This is a genomic window from Klebsiella sp. 28, assembly GCF_018223905.1.
In the GTDB taxonomy this organism is placed as follows: domain Bacteria; phylum Pseudomonadota; class Gammaproteobacteria; order Enterobacterales; family Enterobacteriaceae; genus Klebsiella; species Klebsiella pneumoniae.
On the sequence record NZ_JAGRQY010000098.1, the window covers coordinates 22,514 to 43,433 of the forward strand.

General features: G+C 58.5%; 20 protein-coding genes and 2 pseudogenes. 15 read left to right on the plus strand and 7 right to left on the minus strand.

Features of this window, described 5'->3' with window-relative positions; all coding sequences use genetic code 11:
- Positions 1 to 20 precede the first annotated feature (20 nt).
- Positions 21 to 1,343, plus strand: a complete 1,323-nt coding sequence (rutG, locus tag KHQ28_RS17195) for a pyrimidine utilization transport protein G (RefSeq protein WP_004211313.1) — start codon at positions 21 to 23, stop codon at positions 1,341 to 1,343.
- Between the two features lie 146 nt (positions 1,344 to 1,489).
- Here the strand turns inward: rutG and KHQ28_RS17200 are convergent.
- Both KHQ28_RS17200 and KHQ28_RS17205 read right to left on the minus strand, forming a co-directional pair.
- Positions 1,490 to 2,341 (minus strand): annotated as a pseudogene (locus KHQ28_RS17200) (DMT family transporter); the annotation flags it as partial.
- 163 nt (positions 2,342 to 2,504) lie between these two features.
- Positions 2,505 to 2,678 carry a general stress protein gene (locus tag KHQ28_RS17205; RefSeq protein ID WP_002898708.1) on the minus strand — a complete coding sequence of 58 codons (174 nt, stop codon included), beginning with the start codon at positions 2,676 to 2,678 and terminating at the stop codon, positions 2,505 to 2,507.
- Positions 2,679 to 2,765: 87 nt separating this feature from the next.
- Here KHQ28_RS17205 and KHQ28_RS17210 point away from each other — a divergent pair, with 87 nt between their 5' ends.
- From KHQ28_RS17210 to KHQ28_RS17220, 3 genes are all read left to right on the plus strand, one after another.
- Positions 2,766 to 2,897, plus strand: a complete 132-nt coding sequence (locus KHQ28_RS17210; protein ID WP_004224058.1) for a hypothetical protein — start codon at positions 2,766 to 2,768, stop codon at positions 2,895 to 2,897.
- 216 nt (positions 2,898 to 3,113) lie between these two features.
- Positions 3,114 to 3,710, plus strand: coding sequence for an NAD(P)H:quinone oxidoreductase (wrbA, locus tag KHQ28_RS17215; RefSeq protein WP_002898704.1), 597 nt, complete (start codon positions 3,114 to 3,116; stop codon positions 3,708 to 3,710).
- A 20-nt stretch (positions 3,711 to 3,730) separates the two neighbouring features.
- Positions 3,731 to 3,958, plus strand: coding sequence for a YccJ family protein (locus KHQ28_RS17220; RefSeq protein ID WP_002898701.1), 228 nt, complete (start codon positions 3,731 to 3,733; stop codon positions 3,956 to 3,958).
- A gap of 68 nt (positions 3,959 to 4,026) precedes the next feature.
- Here the strand turns inward: KHQ28_RS17220 and agp are convergent, their stop codons facing one another.
- On the minus strand, positions 4,027 to 5,274 hold the full coding sequence (gene agp, locus KHQ28_RS17225) for a bifunctional glucose-1-phosphatase/inositol phosphatase (RefSeq protein WP_004191023.1): 1,248 nt from the start codon (positions 5,272 to 5,274) through the stop codon (positions 4,027 to 4,029).
- 152 nt (positions 5,275 to 5,426) lie between these two features.
- On the opposite strand from agp, the gene KHQ28_RS17230 reads away from it, so the two are divergent.
- Together KHQ28_RS17230 and KHQ28_RS17235 are read left to right on the plus strand one after the other, a co-directional pair.
- Positions 5,427 to 5,876, plus strand: a complete 450-nt coding sequence (locus KHQ28_RS17230; RefSeq protein ID WP_004183617.1) for a helix-turn-helix domain-containing protein — start codon at positions 5,427 to 5,429, stop codon at positions 5,874 to 5,876.
- A 115-nt stretch (positions 5,877 to 5,991) separates the two neighbouring features.
- A complete protein-coding gene (locus tag KHQ28_RS17235) occupies positions 5,992 to 6,780 on the plus strand; it encodes an SDR family oxidoreductase (RefSeq protein WP_032419115.1) in 789 nt (262 codons plus the stop codon).
- 20 nt (positions 6,781 to 6,800) lie between these two features.
- On the opposite strand, the gene KHQ28_RS17240 is transcribed toward KHQ28_RS17235, so the two are convergent.
- Positions 6,801 to 7,022 carry a hypothetical protein gene (locus KHQ28_RS17240; protein WP_002898602.1) on the minus strand — a complete coding sequence of 74 codons (222 nt, stop codon included), beginning with the start codon at positions 7,020 to 7,022 and terminating at the stop codon, positions 6,801 to 6,803.
- 256 nt (positions 7,023 to 7,278) lie between these two features.
- Between KHQ28_RS17240 and KHQ28_RS17245 the strand changes: the two genes are divergently transcribed.
- Complete coding sequence (locus tag KHQ28_RS17245) at positions 7,279 to 7,401, plus strand: small membrane protein (protein WP_002898600.1); 123 nt, start codon at positions 7,279 to 7,281, stop codon at positions 7,399 to 7,401.
- A gap of 118 nt (positions 7,402 to 7,519) precedes the next feature.
- Here the strand turns inward: KHQ28_RS17245 and KHQ28_RS17250 are convergent, their stop codons facing one another.
- Together KHQ28_RS17250 and KHQ28_RS17255 are read right to left on the minus strand one after the other, a co-directional pair.
- Positions 7,520 to 8,911, minus strand: coding sequence for an APC family permease (locus tag KHQ28_RS17250; protein WP_004141463.1), 1,392 nt, complete (start codon positions 8,909 to 8,911; stop codon positions 7,520 to 7,522).
- Between the two features lie 353 nt (positions 8,912 to 9,264).
- The gene (locus KHQ28_RS17255) at positions 9,265 to 10,686 is read right to left on the minus strand and encodes a glutamine synthetase family protein (RefSeq protein WP_002898595.1); all 1,422 of its coding nucleotides are present in this window, start codon (positions 10,684 to 10,686) and stop codon (positions 9,265 to 9,267) included.
- A gap of 225 nt (positions 10,687 to 10,911) precedes the next feature.
- On the opposite strand from KHQ28_RS17255, the gene puuD reads away from it, so the two are divergent.
- The 4 genes from puuD to KHQ28_RS17275 all read left to right on the plus strand — a co-directional run bounded on the left by puuD (position 10,912) and on the right by KHQ28_RS17275 (position 15,338).
- Positions 10,912 to 11,664, plus strand: coding sequence for a gamma-glutamyl-gamma-aminobutyrate hydrolase (gene puuD / locus KHQ28_RS17260; RefSeq protein WP_020802183.1), 753 nt, complete (start codon positions 10,912 to 10,914; stop codon positions 11,662 to 11,664).
- 25 nt (positions 11,665 to 11,689) lie between these two features.
- Positions 11,690 to 12,247, plus strand: a complete 558-nt coding sequence (gene puuR, locus KHQ28_RS17265; RefSeq protein WP_002898590.1) for an HTH-type transcriptional regulator PuuR — start codon at positions 11,690 to 11,692, stop codon at positions 12,245 to 12,247.
- Between the two features lie 320 nt (positions 12,248 to 12,567).
- Positions 12,568 to 14,055, plus strand: a complete 1,488-nt coding sequence (puuC, locus tag KHQ28_RS17270) for an aldehyde dehydrogenase PuuC (RefSeq protein ID WP_032419116.1) — start codon at positions 12,568 to 12,570, stop codon at positions 14,053 to 14,055.
- 2 nt (positions 14,056 to 14,057) lie between these two features.
- Positions 14,058 to 15,338 carry an FAD-binding oxidoreductase gene (locus KHQ28_RS17275; RefSeq protein WP_002898585.1) on the plus strand — a complete coding sequence of 427 codons (1,281 nt, stop codon included), beginning with the start codon at positions 14,058 to 14,060 and terminating at the stop codon, positions 15,336 to 15,338.
- Here the strand turns inward: KHQ28_RS17275 and KHQ28_RS17280 are convergent.
- On the minus strand, positions 15,335 to 16,297 hold the full coding sequence (locus KHQ28_RS17280; RefSeq protein WP_014907871.1) for a LysR substrate-binding domain-containing protein: 963 nt from the start codon (positions 16,295 to 16,297) through the stop codon (positions 15,335 to 15,337). The genes KHQ28_RS17275 and KHQ28_RS17280 overlap by 4 nt on opposite strands.
- An 82-nt stretch (positions 16,298 to 16,379) precedes the next feature.
- On the opposite strand from KHQ28_RS17280, the gene KHQ28_RS17285 reads away from it, so the two are divergent.
- The 4 genes and pseudogenes from KHQ28_RS17285 to KHQ28_RS17300 form a co-directional block, all read left to right on the plus strand.
- Positions 16,380 to 17,465, plus strand: a complete 1,086-nt coding sequence (locus tag KHQ28_RS17285; protein ID WP_020323711.1) for a tartrate dehydrogenase — start codon at positions 16,380 to 16,382, stop codon at positions 17,463 to 17,465.
- A 455-nt stretch (positions 17,466 to 17,920) separates the two neighbouring features.
- Complete coding sequence (locus KHQ28_RS17290) at positions 17,921 to 19,528, plus strand: BCCT family transporter (protein WP_032419117.1); 1,608 nt, start codon at positions 17,921 to 17,923, stop codon at positions 19,526 to 19,528.
- 36 nt (positions 19,529 to 19,564) lie between these two features.
- Positions 19,565 to 20,689: a carnitine monooxygenase, oxygenase subunit YeaW gene (gene yeaW, locus KHQ28_RS17295; RefSeq protein ID WP_032419118.1), complete on the plus strand. Its 1,125-nt coding sequence runs from the start codon at positions 19,565 to 19,567 to the stop codon at positions 20,687 to 20,689.
- Positions 20,690 to 20,707: 18 nt separating this feature from the next.
- Positions 20,708 to 20,920: pseudogene (locus tag KHQ28_RS17300) on the plus strand (succinate-semialdehyde dehydrogenase (NADP(+))); the annotation flags it as partial.

Consider the following 20,920-nt stretch of genomic DNA (forward strand, 5'->3'; position numbering starts at 1 on the left):
CTTTAACCCGGGATATCATCATGGCACTCTTCGATTTTCCTCGCTGGAAGCTGACCTCTCCCGCCGCCGAATCCGGCGTTGTCGCCCCCGATGAACGCTTGTCGGCCGGGCAAACGCTGGTGATGGGCGTGCAGCACGCCGTTGCGATGTTCGGCGCGACGGTGCTGATGCCGTTGTTGATGGGGCTCGACCCGAACCTGTCTATTCTGATGTCGGGCGTCGGCACCCTGCTGTTCTTTGTCGTCACCGGCGGACGGGTGCCGAGCTATCTCGGCTCCAGCGCCGCTTTTGTCGGGGTGGTGATCGCCATTACCGGCTTTAACGGCCAGGGGCTGAACCCTCATCTGAGCGTCGCCCTTGGCGGGATCATCGCCTGCGGGCTGGTCTACACCCTGATTGGTCTGGTGGTGATGAAGATCGGCACCCGCTGGATCGAGCGCCTGATGCCGCCGGTGGTGACCGGCGCGGTGGTGATGGCTATCGGCCTGAACCTGGCGCCGATTGCCGTGCGCAGCGTCTCCGCCAGCGCCTTCGACAGCTGGATGGCGGTGTTAACTGTGCTCTGCATCGGCATAGTGGCGGTATTTACCCGCGGGATGCTGCAGCGACTGCTGATCCTGGTCGGCCTGATCGTCGCCTGCGCGCTGTACGCCCTGCTGGCTAACGGCCTGGGCCTTGGCAAACCGCTGGACTTCTCCCCCCTCGCCCAGGCGGCGTGGTTCGGGCTGCCGCACTTTACCACCCCATCCTTTAACGGCCAGGCGATGATGTTGATTGCGCCGGTCGCGGTGATCCTGGTGGCCGAGAACCTCGGGCACCTGAAGGCCGTCGCCGGGATGACCGGGCGCAATATGGACCCGTACATGGGGCGCGCCTTCGTCGGCGACGGGCTGGCGACCATGCTCTCCGGTTCGGTGGGCGGCAGCGGGGTCACCACCTATGCGGAGAACATCGGCGTCATGGCGGTGACCAAGGTCTACTCAACCCTGGTGTTTGTCGCCGCGGCGCTGATTGCCATGCTGTTGGGTTTCTCGCCGAAGTTCGGCGCATTAATCCACACCATTCCCGGGCCGGTGATCGGCGGCGCCTCGATCGTGGTCTTTGGCTTAATTGCCGTCGCCGGGGCGCGGATCTGGGTGCAAAACCGGGTGGATCTGAGTCAAAACAGCAATTTGATCATGGTGTCGGTGACCCTGGTGCTGGGCGCCGGCGATTTCGCGCTGTCGCTGGGCGGCTTTACGCTGGGCGGGATTGGCACGGCCACCTTCGGGGCGATCCTGCTGCACGCGCTGCTTCATCGCGGGACGCGCGAGGCGAAGGAGGCCAGGGTAACGCCGGTGTAAGCCACATTAGCGCGGCGTTGGCGCAGGGTGCGGTGTGGGCCTGGGTGGTGTGATCCTGTAGGCCGGATAAGGCATTTATGCCGCCATCCGGCACCACCACGGGCACGGAACCTGACCGCTCGGCGGCGCTGCGCTTGCGCGGGCNNCAGCTCGCTCACCAGCACCCCCGCGAGGATCAAAACGCAGCCGAGCAGGGCCAGCAGCGGCAGACGCTCACCGGCCAGCCGGCCAAAAATACCGGCCCATACCGGTTCACCGGTATAAATAAGGGTGGCCCGCGTCGGCGAGACGCTGCGCTGCGCCCAGTTCATGGTCACCTGAATGATCGCGCTGAAAATCCCCAGCCCCAGCGCGACGCCGAGCAGGGCCGGCGTCAACGACGGCACCGATTCACCCGCCGGCTTCATGGCGGCGAAAGCCACCAGCGACGCGGTCGCCAGCTGCACCACCGTCACCCGGCGGACATCGACTTTTCCGGCCCAGGCGCTGATAAGGATAATCTCCGCCGCGATCGCTACCGCACTTGCCAGAGTGATCATCTCCCCCACGCCAAGCGCCAGCAGATTATTTTCCGGCCCGGCCAGCAGAATTAAACCAATAAAGGCCAGCACAATCCCCACGCAGGACATCACCCCCGGCATACGTCCCAGGCACAGCCACTGCAGCAGCGGCACCAGCGGCACATACATCGCGGTGATAAAGGCAGATTTACTGCTGGAGATGGTCTGTAGTCCCCAGGTCTGCAGGCCATACCCCAGCGCAATCGCCACGCCAATCGCTACCCCGGCCTTCACCTCCAGCCACGTCAGACCGCGCAGAGTGCGCAGCGAAAGCAGGCCCACCGCCAGCGCGGCGGTCGCGAAACGCAAACCGACAAAAAACAGCGGCCCGCTAAGGCTCACCGCGTACTGTACGGCAAGGAACGTCCCTCCCCAGAACATGGTGATCATGATAAGGAGCGCTTCCTGGCGGCTAACGGAGAATTTTAACGAAGACATAAGACAGCCATGACGATTAACGGGCGACCAGTGTGCAATCCGCCCGGCGGGAGCGCAACCACCGACAGATAAAAAAAACCGCCGGCAGATGCCGGCGGCGAGGGCGATGCGGTTGGGTCGGGGAGATTAACACCGCATCAAAGAGAACAGTGCGAGTCGCGCGTTAACTTTCACGACTACCATGACTGTTTTTACCCCCTTTTTTGCCAGCCTCTGAGGCGCGCTGAGGGTCATTTTTAAAATTCCCCCCGCTATGCTGGCCACCTTTACGTCCTGCTTCTGATGCTCTTTCACGGTCTTCAGCAAAGTTGCCGGAACCGCCACGATGGTTTGCCATTACTGACCTCCATTAGGTTAGACATCATAGTGCATTACGCGGGAGCGGCGACGCCGCTGTCCTGCCGCGTATCTATAAGGTTAGTGAATGACTGCGGCTGACGGCGGCGAATGTAATATCCAGAAACAAAGCCGGGCGAAAAAAGCTTCCTCGCGCCGCGAACAGCTCCTAACCGACTCTGCTGGCGAAGAAAAAATAGTCAGCAAAAATGTATCCTGATGCTACATCCTCGCCGCAGCGGCCAAAATAGCAGGCGCAACGCTTCCTCCTTCACTTCCTTTCAGGCCGCGCGGTGCAAGGAAAAGTAAATAACGCTTTGTCATTTTGTTATAAATCAAATAAATGCCCGTTGGATTTGCACTCTCCGGCGGAGGCTTTATCTTTAAAGGTACCAGCTATTTTGCTGGCTTATAATGCAACCGAGGAGTGATGGAAATGGCTAAAATTCTGGTGCTTTATTATTCCATGTATGGACACATTGAAACCATGGCTCACGCCGTCGCCGATGGGGCGAACCGGGTGGACGGCGTTGAGGTGGTTGTGAAGCGCGTGCCGGAAACCATGCAGGCTGAAGCATTCGCCAAAGCAGGCGGGAAAACGCAAAACGCGCCCGTCGCCACGCCGCAGGAGCTGGCAGAGTATGACGCCATCATCTTTGGTACCCCGACGCGCTTCGGCAACATGTCCGGTCAGATGCGTACTTTCCTCGATCAAACCGGCGGTCTGTGGGCGTCCGGCGCTCTGTATGGCAAAATCGCCAGCGTATTTAGCTCAACCGGTACCGGCGGCGGCCAGGAACAAACCATTACCTCGACCTGGACGACGCTGGCCCACCACGGCATGATCATCGTCCCGATCGGCTATGGCGCCCAGGAGCTATTCGATATCTCCCAGGTACGCGGCGGTACCCCTTATGGCGCAACCACCATCGCCGGCGGCGACGGCTCGCGGCAGCCGAGCGAGGAAGAGTTAGCCATCGCCCGCTATCAGGGTGAACATGTCGCCAAACTGGCCGTTAAACTGCACGGCTAATCTTCTGCAGGAGGAGCACTATGCCAACTCAAGAAGCAAAAGCACATCGCGTCGGCGAATGGGCAAGTTTACGTAACACCTCACCGGAAATTGCCGAGGCGATTTTCGAAGTCGCCCACTACGATGAGAAACTGGCGGAGCAAATCTGGGAGGAAGGCAGCGACGAAGTGCTGGCGCTGGCCTTTGCCAAAACCGATAAAGACAGCCTGTTCTGGGGCGAACAGACGATTGAGCGTAAAAACGTCTAGGAGGTTTATCCCCACCTGGGCTCATCCTAACCTGCTAAAAAAACCCGGAGTGCTCCGGGTTTTTTTCGTTATTTCGCCGCCTCGTTGATCACCTTTTTAAAGGTCTCCAGCGGGCAGAATCCCTGGTCATCAACCGGACAGCCGTTAAGCGCCAGAGTGACCCGCTGCGGCGGGGCCTGCAGGGTTAACGCGTCGGCGTTACGCAGTTGCTCGGTACTTTGATAGACATACTCAATCTTCATCAGATCGCGATTGCCGGCGCTGTCATGCCAGCGCTGAAACAGCAGTTTGCCGCCGATAGGAGTGCGCTCATACTGGCCGGGCAGTTGATAGGGCTTAAAGTCCAGGGCGGTGAGCAGCGAAGCGATATTCGAGTCGTGTCCCACCAGCAGCGTGACTTTCGCCTTGCTGGCTCCCTCGCCCACCAGCGCGTTATCGATATATTTAACCAGCGGTTTGGCGACGTTTTGCGCCACCGCCACCGAGGTAAACAGACTATCCTGATAGCCATTTTTCAGCTTCGACAGCACTCGCCACTGCTTATCGCTGGCGATCTCCCCCCACGCCACCTGATCTTTCGGGAAGCCTTCATAATATTGCAGGGTGAAGGCGTCTACCAGCGAGTTGCCAACCTTCAACGGTCCGGACACTCCCGGCTCCTGCTGATAACCGGCGCTAAAGGTATCTTTACCCTCGCTCAGGGAACAGACCTTCTTCTCTTTGCAGGAGGGCGAGTTGCGGTAATCGATCATCGTCTCCAGCAGCTTGTAGCTCTCGGTCAACTGCATTCCCTGGCGCTCTTTTTCCATCGCCTGCAGCGCTTTCTCGCGAAACGCCGGGGAGTCGTCGGTAATAACCGGGTTGAAGGTCGGGTCCATGGTGCCCATCTGCGGCTGGTGATGCACAGGGATGCCGCAGCCCGGGAACGCGCCGGTGATAAAGAACTGCGCGGTGGCGACGGTGCGCTGCAGGCTGTTAGCGTAGGCATAAACCGCGTTTTCCGGCGGGCACTCGCCGCTGGTCACCAGCTTCTGCTGCGCCAGCCATTCGCGCATATAGTGGCCCATATACACCTCCAGCACACCGCCTTTGGTGGTCAGCTGGCCGCCCGGCACATCCCACTGCGGCCAGGCCTTGGCGGTGGACTGCTCCAGCACGCTGCCGTTATTGGCCAACGGCGCACGCAGGTTGTGACGACTCATGATCAGCACCTGCTGCAGCTGATACCCCTCCGGGGCGGCCGTGTCCTGCGCCTGAGCGCCAGCGGATAACATCACCGCGCCGGCAACGGCGGCGGCAAGTAGACGTTTTTTCATCCCTTCATCCTTAGTCATTTATTATCATCGCGTTAATTGTGCCGGATTTATGACATTTTTCCTGGTAATCGCTCGCAAACTTAGACCGTAGCCGAAAATTTCCCCTGCCGGGCAAAGAGTTTTATAATGAAACAATTAACCTGGAGGCTTTCGTGAAACGTACCCGTCTGGAAAACAGCTGTTGCCCTATCGCCCGCTCCCTCGACGTTATCGGCGACTGGTGGTCGCTGCTGATCGTCCGCGATGCTCTGCGCGGGGTGCGCCGTTTTAGCGAATTCCAGAAAAACCTCGGTATCGCCAAAAACATGCTCGCCGGGCGGCTGAAAATGCTGGTGGATGAAGGCATCCTGCGCCTGCAGCCGGCCTCCGACGGCAGCGCCTGGCAGGAGTATGTCCTGACCGATAAGGGCCGTGCCCTGCAGACGGTGCTGGTCGCCCTCTCCCAGTGGGCAGACGACCATCTGTTCGATCCTGACGAACCGGCGACCCGGCTCATTGACCGCCAGCAGCGCCAGCCCCTGCGTAAGCTGGTCCTGCAGGCGGCAGATGGCCGTGAGCTGGCCCCGGCGGACATCACCATCGCTATCCCGCTGAACGACTAAACGCTGCCCGCAACAGGCAAAAATGAAAAAGTCCTGGTAAAATGGTTGCATTATTAAACCTAATATCTCATGCTGAATTTGGTTTAATAATGCAACCTTTTACGAGGCATTTCTCATGACCCAACCATCGCACACAGCTTTTATCACCGGCGCGTCCTCAGGTATCGGCGCGATCTATGCCGAACGACTCGCCGCCCGCGGCTACAACCTGATCCTCGCCGCCCGTCGTGAAGACCGTCTGCAGGCGCTCGCCGACCAGCTGCAGGCGCGCTACGCCATCCAGGCAAGCATCCTCAAAGCCGATCTTAGCGAAGAGCACGGGATTGCCGCCGTAGAGCAGCGTCTGCAGCAGGATCCCGCCATCGATCTGTTCATTAACAACGCCGGCACTGCGAAATTGGCGGGTTTTCTCGCCAGTACGCCACGCGAGCACCAGGCGATTCATACGCTCAACACCACCGCGCTGCTGCGTCTGAGCTATGCCGCGCTGGCCGCTTTCACCCCACGACGCCGGGGGACGCTGATCAATATTGCCTCTATCCTCGCGCTGCATACGCTGCCGGGCAGCGCAGTCTACAGCGCCAGCAAAGCCTGGGTGTTGAGCTTCACCCGCGGCCTGCAGGAGGAGTTTGCCGACAGCGGCGTGCGTATTCAGGCGGTATTGCCGGCGGCGACCGCTACAGATCTGTGGCCGACCTCCGGCGTGGCGCTGGACGATCTGCCCAGCGGCACGGTAATGACCACCGAGGATCTGGTTGACGCCGCTCTCAGGGGGCTGGAGATGGGGGAACAGGTCACCTTACCACCGGTTCATGACCTGGGACTGTGGGAGACTTTTGAGCAGTCCAGAGTGGCGTTGTTTACCAGCGCGCGAACCGGACAGCCTGCGCCGCGGTATCGATAAGCGGCACCGTGCGGCAGGCGCTACTCCGGTAGCGGAACCGCCGTCAGGGTACAGATCGCCTCGTGCTCGCCGCCGCGGCGATCGGTAATCACCACCTTATCGCCCGCCTTTTTGCCTTCACACGGCTTGAGGACCTGCTCCACGATCCGCTCGCGGCTCGCCTGACGTTCACTTTCAGCCTGACTGGCGAAGGCAGACAGCGCCAACGCTACGCCCAGCAGGCTGAGGGTTTTCTTATACATGACTGACTCTCAGATCGTTCTTATTCGCGGTCAGCGTAACTCGCTGTAGGCCGCACTTCTGTAAAATCACTTAACGGAGTGTTACGCCATTTCAGGTGAAACCCAGGCGGTCACATCCCTGCGGGAAATATTTTATCACAACCCCGCCGCCGGATATTCTCGCGATGAGGCGTCATCTTTCAGACATATCCCGATGTTATCTTCACACAGAGCCCTGTATCTTTTTCCCTTTCCAAACAGAATATTAGGTTGGTCTATGTCGGGTCTTATTCTCTTTATCGTCGCGGTGGCGCTGCTGGGCGTCGCCATCTACAGCCTGGTGTCGTACCTCAAAGAGCGGCGCGCCAGTCAGTTACCTGTCCATAAAAAGAAGAAATAATACCTTCCGTTCCCCACCGTTTTCTGCTGATTTCTTTACCGTCCTGTACTGTCCCTTACCGAAGCCAAAACGAAGGCAGGCCTGCGGGCCTGCCTTCGTTCAGTTTATGCCTCAGAACCTATGACTCCCAGGCCTGCTCCGCTTTAGCGGCATCAAACTGCGGCGGCGGTTTGCGGAAGCGTCGGGTCAGATAAGTCAGGTACAGCAGACCAAGCGCCGCCCACACCAGGCCGAGCGTCAGGGAGGTGGCCTCGAGATTGATCCACAATACCCCGACCGTCAACGCCCCGACCATCGGCAGCAGCAGATAATGCAGTCGATCCTTCCAGGTTTTGTTGTACCCCTTGCGCCGCCAGAAGTGGTTGAACACCGACAGGTTAACGAAGGTGAAGGCCACCAGCGCGCCGAAATTAATCAACGCGGTGGCGGTCACCAGGTCGAAGAACAGCGCCGACAGCGCAACGATGCCCACCATAATCACGTTCAGCGCCGGGGTACGCCATTTCGGATGCACATAGCCAAAAATGCGCTCCGGGAAGACGTTGTCGCGGCCCATCACGTACAGCAGACGGGAGACGCTGGCATGGGAGGCCAGGCCGGACGCCAGGGTGTTAACAAAGGTGGTGCACAGGAAAATCGACTGGAACAGCTTGCCGCCCACGTACAGCGCAATCTCCGGCAGCGCGGCATCGGGGTCTTTAAAGCGATGAATATCCGGGAAGAACAGCTGCATAAAGAACGACGCGACGATAAAGATAATGCCGCCGTACATCGCGGTGAGAAAAATTGCCTTCGGGATCACTCGCGCGGCGTCAGGGGTCTCTTCCGACAGGGTGGTCACCGCGTCGAAGCCGAGAAACGAGAAGCAGACAATGGTCGCGCCGGTAATAATCGGGATCAGATGCGCATTCTGGCTGATAAACGGCTGCAGCGACCAGACGGTACCCACCCCCTCGCCTTTATGCAGCCCCTGCACCACCAGAATGACAAACACCACCATGATCGAAATCTGCACCAGCACGAACAGGGTATTGAAGTTGGCCACCAGGTTAACGCTTTTCAGGTTCGCGGCGGTCAGAATAGCGACAAAGGTCACTACCCACACCCACGGCGGCACTTCGGGGAACAAGGCCGAGAGATAGATCTTCGCCAGCAGGACGTTGATCATCGGCAGAAACAGATAATCCAGCAGCGACGACCAGCCAACCATAAAGCCGACGTGCGGACTGATGGATTTTTGCGCGTAGGTATAGGCGGAACCGGCTTCCGGAAACTGACGCACCAGTTTGCCGTAGCTGATGGCGGTGAACAGCACGCCAGCCAGCGCCAGCAGATAAGACGCCGGAACGTGGCCATTGCTGATGCCGGAGACGATGCCGAAGGTATCAAACACCGTCATTGGCGTCAGATAGGCCAGCCCCATCATCACCACTTGCCAGAGTTTGAGGGATTTACGCAGACGCGGTCTGCCCGCCTGAGCGGCGTTATGCGCCGGAGGATTAATAGCCATCGCCCATCCCCCCCTTGCTGTTAACAGTTTGCGGGCCCAACGTCCGCGTGACAAACCTGCTTAGCAAAGGGGTAAGGCGTAGATAAAAGGGTAAGACGGACCGGTAAGCGGTAGCTGGCTGGCATCCAATGCGGCCTGAGCGGCCTCCCTCTCCCTGCGGATATTTGAACATCTGCATCATCTCATTTCCTCGTCACACACTGTGTCGTTAACTGAAGCCCCGTTGCCGCCTGCGCTCCTTAACGCGACATCCGGGAAATGGCTGGGCTCCCAGCAAAAACGTCGGCCAGGCTCCGCTCAGGCCGTATGATGCTACTGATTACCAAACTTATGGGCCCCTCGCGGGGCGACCATCAGGCGTTTTTCAACATCCACTCAATTTCGGTTTCTGTGATAAGACGCTCAAACTGCAGTAATTCATCATGCTTACAGGCATGGAAAACATGGCAGAAACGCTCGCCGAGGCGCTCACGCAAATGATCGTTCTGCATAAACTCCCACAGCGCATCGCTCTGGCGGATCGGGAATGGCAGGCCCTCTTGTTCCAGACCGTTACCTTCCACCTCTTCCTGTAAAGGCAGCTGGGGGTTATCCAGCCCGTGCAGAATGCCGGCGAAAATCGCCGCCATCACCAGATACGGGTTGGCATCCGCCCCCGCCACGCGATACTCCACGCGGTGGTTCTGCCGCTCGCCGCACGGAATACGCAGCGCGACGGTGCGGTTGTTATGCCCCCACGAAGCCTGCGTCGGGACGTACATCCCCGGCTGGAAGCGGCGATACGAGTTCACGTTCGGCGCCAGCAGCGCCATCGAGGCCGGCATCAGATCGATCATCCCGGCCAGCGCGCGTTTGAGCAGCGCAGAGTCTTCCCCATCGCCGTCCACCAGCACGTTTTCCCCTTTATTGTTCAGCATGCTGATGTGGATATGCATCCCACTGCCGGCATGCTCTTCATAAGGCTTCGCCATAAAAGTGGCGTGCATCTTATGCTTCTCCGCCATCAAACGCACGAGACGTTTTAACGCCAGCGCATCATCGCAGGCGTCCAGCACGTTATCGGTATGGTGAAGGTTGATTTCAAACTGGCCCGGCGAGGCTTCCGCCACCGCGCCATCGGCGGGGATCAGCTGCAGTTTGGCCAGCTCGTCGATGTCGTTGAGCACGTCAGCGAAGTGGTTAAGGTTATCGACCGAGTAGACCTGGCTTTGGGTGTTGCGATCGTCAGTGCCCGGCGCACACGGCGGCTGCAGGTAGCCTTCGGCATCGCGTTTGCGGTCCAGTAAATAGAACTCCAGCTCTACCGCTACCACGGGGAACAGCCCGCGCTGGCGCAACTGCTGCCAGAGGCGGTTGAGTACGTTCCGCGGCTCAACGTCAAAGGGAGCGCCATCTTCATCAACCATGGTTAGCTGTACCTGGGCTATCGATTGTGGGTCAGCCGCCGAAGGGGTTAAGGTGCCGGGTACCGGGATGCAGCTGCGATCCGGCTCGCCCATCTCCTGGCCCAGACCGGCCTCTTCCACCACATTGCCGAGAATATCCATCGCAAACACCGAGGCCGGGAAATAACAACCTTTCTCCAGTTTGCTCAGGCCGGCAACCGGGATGCGCTTGCCGCGGAAGCAGCCGTTCAGGTCAGTGAGGAGGACATCGACATACTGGGTATCAGGGTAGGTTTCGAGGTAGCGCTTCACTTCTTTCGCGAACGCGCTAACCCGTCTCTCTTCCGTTTGCTGAACAAAATTCTCAACTTCTACGATATTGGTTTCCATGATTCACCGCCGTTGGTTGGGTTTCGGTCCTGCACTCAGACCGTTAAATATAATGTCCACCCCATCGACTGTGTATGCAAATAAATTGTTTGTCAAATGTTAAATTAAGTTTGCAAAGGGCTATTTCCACTGCTAGATTGAGAAAATATTGAACGATATGGCCGTTAAACCCGCTATAGCGGTCATAATTTAGTCCACTTTGTGAGGGCGATCATGGAAAATATAATGTACAAGCCAGTTATTGGCGTCGTGATGTGTAGAAACAGGCTTAAGGGTCACCAGACCCAGACCTTGCAAGAAAAGTACCTGAATGCAATTGTGAACGCCGGCGGACTGCCGATTGCCCTGCCGCATGCGCTGGCGGAGCCGGAGCTACTGAACGCGGTCGTTGATAAACTGGACGGGATCTACCTGCCAGGCAGCCCCAGCAATGTGCAGCCGCACCTTTATGGTGAAAACGGCGATGAGCCTGACGCCGACCCCGGGCGTGATCTTCTGAGCATGGCGCTGATTAACGCCGCGCTCGAAAGGCGCATCCCCATTTTCGCCATCTGTCGTGGACTGCAGGAACTGGTTGTCGCCACCGGCGGGACTCTGTATCGTCGTCTGTTCGAGCAGCCTGAGCTCCTTGAACATCGCGAAGATCCTGAACTGCCCGTCGAGCAGCAGTATGCGCCGTCCCATCAGGTTGAGGTTCAGGAAGGAGGATTGCTGTCGCAATTGATACCGGGCTGCAACACGTTTTGGGTAAACTCGCTACATGGGCAAGGGGCAAAAACCCTCAGTCCGCAGCTGCGCGTGGAGGCGCGAGCGCCGGATGGACTGGTGGAAGCGGTCAGCGTGAACGATCATCCTTTCGCGCTGGGCGTACAGTGGCATCCAGAATGGAACAGTAGCGAATACGCCCTGTCGCGTATGTTGTTTGATGGTTTTATCACCGCCTGTCAGGGCCATCATGCTGAAAAGCGGCGGCGCTGACCACTACCGTTAAGGAAATGCAAATATGAGCGATGACGGACTGGCGCCAGGGAAACGTCTGTCAGAGATCCGCCAACAGCTGGGTCTCTCACAGCGTCGTGCCGCCGAACTGTCTGGGTTAACACATAGTGCCATCAGCACCATAGAGCAGGATAAAGTCAGTCCTGCCATCAGTACGCTGCAAAAGCTGCTGAAAGTCTATGGGCTGTCGCTCTCGGAATTCTTTTCTGAACCCGAAAAGCCGGACGAACCCCAGGTGGTCATTAATCAGGATGACCTGATTGAGATGGGAAGTCAGGGCGTTTCCATGAAGCTGGTTCATAACGGAAATCCGAACCGTACGCTGGCGATGATTTTTGAAACTTACCAGCCTGGAACCACGACCGGGGAGAGGATTAAGCATCAGGGTGAGGAGATAGGCACCATACTGGAAGGTGAGATCGTGCTGACCATTAACGGTCAGTCGTACCACCTGGTGGCTGGACAGAGCTATGCCATTAATACCGGCATTCCGCACAGCTTCAGCAACACCTCGGCAGGCATCTGCCGCATCATCAGTGCCCACACCCCCACCACATTCTGATTATTTCGCCTGAACGAGGTTCAGGCTTACTTCAGGCCTGTCGCGACGGAAAATCTATTTTCGTCGCGGCGAAGAACTCGTAGTAATAACGTCTGCGCCGTACGGAATATTATTTCCTGTTGGCCCTGAAATAATTAACGCCAGTGAATGGCGTCTCGCTCCTGAATAATTCGGGTTGCAAACAACCCGTCAAAACTCAGGAGAATAAAACGGTATTCAACTCCGGGGATACGCTATGCCCTGCGCCCGGCGCAGTGCCCCCGTGCAGCCTGAAAACGCCGCACTGATTAATTTGCCGATAATGTTTTTAAGGAGTCATGATGAATTTTCAGCACCTGGCTTACTGGCAGGAAAAAGCGAAAAACCTGGCCATTGAAACGCGCTTATTTATTAACGGCGAATATTGCGCCGCGGCCGATAATACCACCTTTGAGACTATCGACCCTGCCGCGCAGCAGACATTAGCCCAGGTCGCCCGAGGTAAAAAAGCCGACGTCGAACGGGCGGTGAAAGCCGCGCGCCAGGCTTTTGATAACGGCGACTGGTCGCAAGCCTCCCCCGCACAGCGTAAAGCGATCCTCACTCGCTTTGCTGATCTGATGGAGGCCCATCGTGAAGAGCTGGCGCTGCTGGAAACGCTGGATACCGGCAAACCGATTCGCCACAGCCTGCGCGACGATATTCCCGGCGCCGCCCGCGCCATTCGCTGGTATGCCGAAGCGCTGGATAAAGTCTATGGCGAAGTGGCCCCCACCGGCAGCAACGAGCTGGCGATGATCGTTCTCGAACCAATTGGCGTGATCGCCGCGGTGGTGCCGTGGAACTTCCCGCTGCTGCTGGCCTGCTGGAAACTCGGCCCGGCGCTGGCGGCGGGCAATAGCGTAATCCTCAAACCCTCGGAAAAATCGCCGCTCACCGCCCTGCGTCTGGCCGGGCTGGCGAAAGAGGCCGGCCTGCCGGACGGTGTGTTGAACGTGGTCAGCGGCTTTGGCCACGAGGCCGGGCAGGCGCTGGCCCTGCATCCTGATGTTGAAGTCATCACCTTCACCGGCTCCACCCGCACCGGCAAGCAGCTGCTGAAAGACGCCGGCGACAGCAATATGAAGCGCGTGTGGCTGGAAGCGGGCGGCAAGAGCGCCAACATTGTCTTCGCCGACTGCCCGGATCTTCAACAAGCGGTTCGCGCCACCGCCGGCGGCATCTTCTACAACCAGGGACAGGTGTGCATCGCCGGGACCCGTCTGCTGCTCGAGGAGAGCATCGCTGACGAATTCCTGGCGCGGCTGAAAGCTGAGGCGCAACACTGGCAGCCGGGCAACCCGCTCGATCCGGACACCACCATGGGCATGCTGATTGACAATACCCATGCCGACAACGTGCATAGCTTTATTCGCGGCGGCGAAAGCCAAAGCACCCTGTTCCTCGACGGACGGAAAAACCCGTGGCCTGCCGCCGTTGGCCCGACCATTTTCGTTGACGTCGACCCGGCATCAACCCTCAGCCGGGAAGAGATCTTCGGCCCGGTGCTGGTGGTGACCCGCTTCAAAAGCGAAGAAGAGGCGCTAAAGCTCGCCAATGACAGCGACTACGGCTTGGGCGCCGCGGTGTGGACCCGCGATCTCTCCCGCGCCCACCGCATGAGCCGCCGCCTGAAGGCCGGCTCGGTCTTCGTCAACAACTATAACGATGGTGATATGACCGTTCCGTTCGGCGGCTACAAGCAGAGCGGCAACGGGCGCGATAAATCGCTGCACGCACTGGAAAAATTCACCGAACTGAAAACCATCTGGATTGCCCTGGAGTCTTGATCATGACTGAACATACCACTAGCTACTATGCCGCCAGCGCCAACAAGTATGAACCGTTCCCGACGCTGGAGGGATCCATCAACTGTGACGTCTGCGTCGTCGGCGGCGGCTACACCGGCCTCTCGTCTGCCCTGCATCTGGCCGAAATGGGCTACGACGTGGTGGTGCTGGAAGGGGCGCGCATCGGCTTCGGCGCCAGCGGCCGCAACGGCGGTCAGCTGGTCAACTCCTATAGCCGCGATATCGACGTCATTGAAAAGAACTACGGCCCGGATGCGGCAAAAATGCTCGGCAGCATGATGTTCGAAGGCGGCGATATCATCCGCGAACGCATCCAGCGGTATCAGATCCAGTGCGATTACCGCCCGGGCGGCCTGTTCGTGGCGATGAACCATAAACAGCTGGAAACCCTGGAAGAGCAGAAAGCCAACTGGGAGCGCTACGGCAACACCCAGCTGGAGCTGCTGGACAGAGAGGCCATTCGTCGCGAAGTGGACAGCGACCGCTACGTCGGCGCCCTGCTCGACCACAGCGGCGGCCATATTCACCCGCTGAACCTTGCCATCGGCGAAGCGGATGCCATTCGCCTGAACGGCGGCCGGGTGTATGAGCAGTCGCCGGTCACCCGCATACAGCACACCAGCCCGGCGGTGGTCAGCACCGCGCGCGGCCAGGTCACCGCGCGCTACGTGATCGTCGCCGGCAACGCCTATCTCGGCGATAAACTGGAGCCGGAGCTGGCGAAACGCAGCATGCCGTGCGGCACCCAGGTGGTCACTACCGCTCCGCTGTCGGAAGAGGTCGCCCGCTCGCTGATCCCGAAAAACTACTGTGTGGAAGACTGTAACTACCTGCTGGACTACTACCGTCTGACCGGCGACAACCGTCTGCTGTACGGCGGCGGCGTGGTCTACGGCGCGCGCGATCCGGACGACGTGGAGCGGCTGATTATGCCGAAACTGCTGAAAACCTTCCCGCAGCTGCAGGGGGTGAAAATTGACTACCGCTGGACGGGCAACTTCCTGCTAACTCTGTCGCGGATGCCGCAGTTCGGGCGTCTCGATAACAATATTTACTACATGCAGGGCTACAGCGGCCACGGCGTGACCTGTACCCACCTTGCCGGACGCTTGATTTCAGAGCTGCTGCGCGGCGACGCCGAGCGTTTCGACGCCTTCGCCAAACTGCCGCACTACCCGTTCCCGGGCGGCCGCAGCCTGCGCATTCCTTTTACCGCCATGGGCGCCGCCTACTACAGCCTGCGCGACCGCCTTGGGGTTTAATCGCCTCTGCCGACGGCGCTGGCCGTCGGCTCATGCTGCGGATAGTGCTGCTGAAAGTAGTGGCGCAGAAACTCCACGGTGGTGCGAATTTTAGCCGACGTCGCCAGCCGGGAGACGTAAACCGCCCAGACGTTGGCCGGCTGCCAGTAGTCCGGCAGCACCTGCACCAGATGTCCGCTGGCGATATTCTCCCGGACGTCCCACCACGAACGGAGCGCAATCCCCTGCCCGTCCAGACACCACTGATGCACAATTTCACCATGGTTGGAGGAGAGCGGCCCGGTTACCTTGATGGCGTGCTGGCCCTCTTTGCTATGCAATTGCCAGACGCCGAACGGGTGATCGCGCTCTTTAATCACCAGGCAGGGTAACGCGGCCAGATCGCTCAGCTGTTTCGGCGGCGCATGGCGGGCAAGGAACTGCGGCGAGGCGCAGAGTACGCGGTGATTGGCCGCCAGCTGGCGGGCAATCAGATTCGGTGCGATATCGTCGCCGACGCGAATATCGAGATCCACCCCTTCATTGACTAAATCCACCAGCCGGTCCTGGACATCGAAACGCAGCTCCAGCTGCGGGTACTGGAGAGCCAGCGCCGACAGCGCCGGGGCGACAACCCGACGGCCAAAGCCGAAGCTACTGATAATACGCAGCGTTCCCTGCGGCACCTGGCGCACGTCGGAAAGCTCATCCATCATCTCATCGACATCCTGCAAAATGCGCTGCGCCCATTCATAGATCCGCTCCCCCTCTTCGGTAATGGTGACCCGGCGGGTGGTCCGGTGCAGCAACATCACATTCAGGGTTTGCTCCAGCAGCGAAACCCGCTTGCTGACGAACGCCGGCGATACGCCAAGCTCCTCGGCGGCGGCGGCGAACCCGGCCCGGCGAGCGACCAGCATAAAGACGCGTAAATCATTTAGCAGCGGCAGATTATTCATGATCTGTGTTTTATGTTTCACCAGTTAGCGTGATTAATTATGAACCAGTCAATTATAGGATAAGCAGGTGGTCAAACATCATCGTTAAAAAGTGAGAACCGGAATGAAAAAAACCTGTCGTATTGCCGCCATCCCGGGTGACGGAATTGGCAAAGAAGTTCTGCCTGAAGGGATTCGCGTGCTGCAAGCCGCCGCACAGCGTTGGGATCTGTCATTGAGCTTCGAGCAGATGGAGTGGGCAAGCTGCGAATATTATGCCCATCACGGCAAGATGATGCCGGACGACTGGCGCGAGCAGTTGCAGGGCTTCGATGCCATCTACTTCGGCGCCGTCGGCTGGCCGGATACCGTTCCCGACCACATTTCGCTGTGGGGGTCGCTGCTGAAGTTCCGCCGCGAGTTCGATCAATACGTCAACCTGCGCCCGGTGCGCCTGTTCCCCGGCGTCCCCTGCCCGCTGGCGGGTAAAAAGGCCGGCGATATTGATTTTTACGTGGTGCGCGAAAATACCGAAGGCGAATATTCCGCCCTCGGCGGCCGCGCCAATGAAGGCACCGAGCATGAAGTGGTAATTCAGGAGTCGGTCTTTACCCGCCGCGGCGTGGACCGGATCCTGCGCTACGCCTTCGAACTGGCGCAAAGCCGCCCACGCAAAACGCTGACCTCCGCAACCAAATCCAATGGTCTGGCCATCAGCATGCCCTACTGGGATGAGCGGGTGGAAGAGATGGCCAAAAACTATCCCGAAATTCGCTGGGACAAGCAGCATATCGATATCCTGTGTGCCCGTTTCGTGCTGCAGCCGGAGCGTTTCGACGTGGTAGTGGGTTCTAACCTGTTCGGCGATATTCTCTCCGATCTCGGCCCGGCCTGTACCGGCACTATCGGTATTGCGCCATCGGCCAATCTCAATCCGGAGCGCAATTTCCCGTCGCTGTTCGAACCGGTTCACGGGTCGGCGCCGGATATTTACGGTAAAAATATCGCCAACCCGATCGCCACCGTTTGGGCCGGGGCGATGATGCTCGATTTCCTCGGCAACGGCGATGAGCGCTACCACGCCGCTCACGATGGCATTCTGGCGGCGATTGAGCAGACGATCGCCTGCGGGCCGAAAACTCCGGACATGAAAGGCAGTGCCTCAACGCAGCAGGTTAGCGAGGCTATCTGCAAGGCCATTTTGGCGTAATTACTCCGCCGCTCCCCGGTGGCGCTGCGCTTACCGGGGCTACAATGGCACGATAATGTAGTGAGTAGCCCGGGTAAGGCACAGCCGCCACCCGGCAAAAAAAACGGCACAGCAAGTAGCCCGGGTAAGGCGCAGCCGCTACCCGGGAAAACCCGCGCGCCTGGTCCGCCAACTCCCCTCTCTTTTCGCTATGCAGAATCCCCCACGATTGACAAGTGAACCGCATCACAGCGGTGAACTTTATTAATTCCTGAAAGGACAGAACCTGCGCCAATTCACCTTTTATTATTTCCGTTTCGTGTTTTATTGCTTCACGAAACGGCCAATTGTTTAATTCATGTAACGAAGAAATAATCCAATTGTTAATAGCATCTTGCTACGAACCCTGACCCTACAGCGTGATAACAACGACAGGCTAAAGCCACCGACGGGCAATCATGCCCAGGAGATCACTCATGTTGAGCAACGTAAAGAAAAAAGATGTGCCGCTGATTGCCATCAGCCTGGCGGCCATTGTTTTCATCGCCGCTACATTAAGTCTCTTCCCCCAGCAAACCGCGCAGGCGGCTGATTCGATTTTTAACGACGTGACCCGCCTGCTGGGTTCCACGGTACAGGTACTGGTGCTGCTGGCGCTGGGACTGGTGTTGTATCTGGCCACCAGCAAATACGGCAATATCCGTCTCGGCGAAGGTAAAGTCGAATACAGTACCCTCTCATGGCTGTTTATGTTTATCTGCGCCGGTCTCGGCTCCTCCACGCTGTACTGGGGCGTTGCCGAATGGGCTTATTACTACCAGACCCCGGGCCTTAACATTGCCCCGCAATCGCCGAAAGCGCTGGAATACAGCATCCCATACTCTTTCTTCCACTGGGGGGTAAGCGCCTGGGCAACCTATACCCTCGCCTCGCTGATCATGGCCTATCACTTCCACGTGCGGAAAAATAAAGGCCTCAGCCTCTCCGGGATCGTTTCGGCGATCACCGGCGTTAATCCGCAAGGTTTCTGGGGCCGTCTGGTCGATCTGATGTTCCTGATCGCTACCGTCGGCGCGTTAACCATTTCGCTGGTAGTCACCGCCGCCACCTTCACCCGCGGCCTGTCAGCGCTGACCGGACTGCCGGATAACTTCACCGTGCAGGCATTTGTGATCCTGCTCTCCGGCGGTATTTTCTGCATGAGTTCGTGGATTGGCATCAACAACGGCCTGCAGCGCCTGAGCAAAATGGTCGGCTGGGGGGCGTTTCTGCTGCCGTTGGTGGTATTACTGGTTGGCCCGACCGAATTCATCACCAATAACGTCATTAACGCCGTCGGCCTGACGACCCAAAACTTCCTGCAGATGAGCCTGTTTACCGACCCGCTCGGCGACGGCGCCTTTACCCGCAACTGGACCGTCTTCTACTGGCTGTGGTGGATCTCCTATACCCCAGGCGTGGCGATGTTCGTCACCCGCGTCTCCCGCGGGCGCAAAATCAAAGAGGTGATCTGGGGACTGCTCCTCGGTAGCACCGCCGGCTGCTGGTTTTTCTTCGGGGTGATGGAAAGCTACGCCATGCACCAGTTCGTTAACGGCGTGATTAACGTACCACAGGTGATGCAGACTCTCGGCGGCGAAACCGCCGTCCAGCAGGTCCTGATGTCGCTGCCGGCAGGTAAGCTGTTCCTCGCCGCCTATCTGTTCGTGATGATTGTATTCCTCGCCTCGCACATGGATGCGGTGGCCTACACCATGGCGGCGACCAGTACCCGCAACCTGCGCGAAGGCGAGGATCCGGATCGCGGCATGCGCCTGTTCTGGTGCGTGGTGATCACCCTCATCCCGCTGTCGATTCTGTTTACCGGCGCTTCGCTTGAGACCATGAAAACCACCGTGGTGCTGACCGCCCTACCGTTCCTGGCCATTTTACTGATTAAAACCGGCGGCTTCGTGCGCTGGTTAAAACAGGACTACGCCCACGTTCCGGTCCATCAGATAGAAACCCATACCCCCGAGCCCATTATTAAAGCCGAGACGCTGCCGGTTGGCGCGGTACTCAAAGGCGACGGCCAGTCGCTGTAAAACCTCTTACTGACAATAATCACAAGGAGACCCTACATGAGCAATTTGAGCCCTGACTTCACCCTGCCGATTAACTTTTGCGCTAATCCGCAGGATGCCTGGACCATTACGGCCCGTTTTTATACCGACAGCCAGGCGTTTGAGCACGAGAAAGAGCGCATCTTCGCCAATAGCTGGATTTGCGTCGCCCACGGCAGCGAGGTCGCCCGGCCGAACGATTACATTACCCGGGAGATCATCGGCGAAAATATCGTTATCGTCCGCGGCCGCGACAACATTCTGCGCGCCTTCTATAACGTCTGCCCACACCGCGGCCACCAGCTACTGAGCGGCGAAGGCAAAGCCAAAAACGTGATTACCTGCCCCTATCACGCCTGGGCCTTCAAGCTGGACGGCAATCTCGCCCACGCCCGCAACTGCGAAAACGTGGCGAATTTCGATAGCGAAAAGGCAACGCTGGTGCCGGTTCGCCTGGAAGAGTATGCCGGCTTTGTGTTTATCAATATGAATCCGGAAGCGGAGAGTGTGGAAACGCAGCTACCGGGGCTGCAGGACAAAGTGCTGGAAGCCTGTCCGGACGTGCATGATCTGAAACTGGCGGCGCGCTTTACCACCCTCACCCCGGCGAACTGGAAAAATATCGTCGATAACTATCTGGAATGTTACCACTGCGGTCCGGCGCACCCGGGCTTCTCGGATTCCGTCCAGGTTGACCGCTACTGGCACACCATGCACGGCAAATGGACGCTGCAGTATGGCTTCGCCAAACCGTCCGAGCAGTCGTTTAAATTCGAAGAGGGTACCGACGCCGCGTTTCACGGTTTCTGGCTGTGGCCGTGCACCATGTTCAACGTCACGCCGATCAAGGGCATGATGACCGTTATCTATGAATTCCCGGTGGATGAAGAGACCACTCTGCAGAATTACGACATCTATTTCACCAACGAAGAGCTGACTGACGATCAGAAAGCGCTGATTGAGTGGTATCGCGACGTGTTCCGCCCGGAAGATTTACGCCTGGTGGAAAGCGTGCAGAAGGGGTTGAAGTCCCGCGGCTATCGCGGCCAGGGGCGCATTATGGCGGATAACAGCGGCAGCGGTATCTCCGAGCACGGGATCGCGCATTTCCACAATCTGGTCGCCCAGGTGTTCCAGCCGTAATCGTTGAAGGAGCTTGCTATGTCTGTGTTTCACTCAGATCTGTTTCGCCAGCAGGCGCTGATTGCCGGAAGCTGGCGCGACGCCGCCGACGGCACGACGCTTGCCGTCAGCAATCCTTCCACCGGCGCGACGCTCGGCCAGATCCCCAATATGGGGCGCGCTCAGCGCGCCGCGCTATTGAAAAACTGGCACCGCCTGATCCTCGAAAACAAAACCGCGCTGGCGCAGATA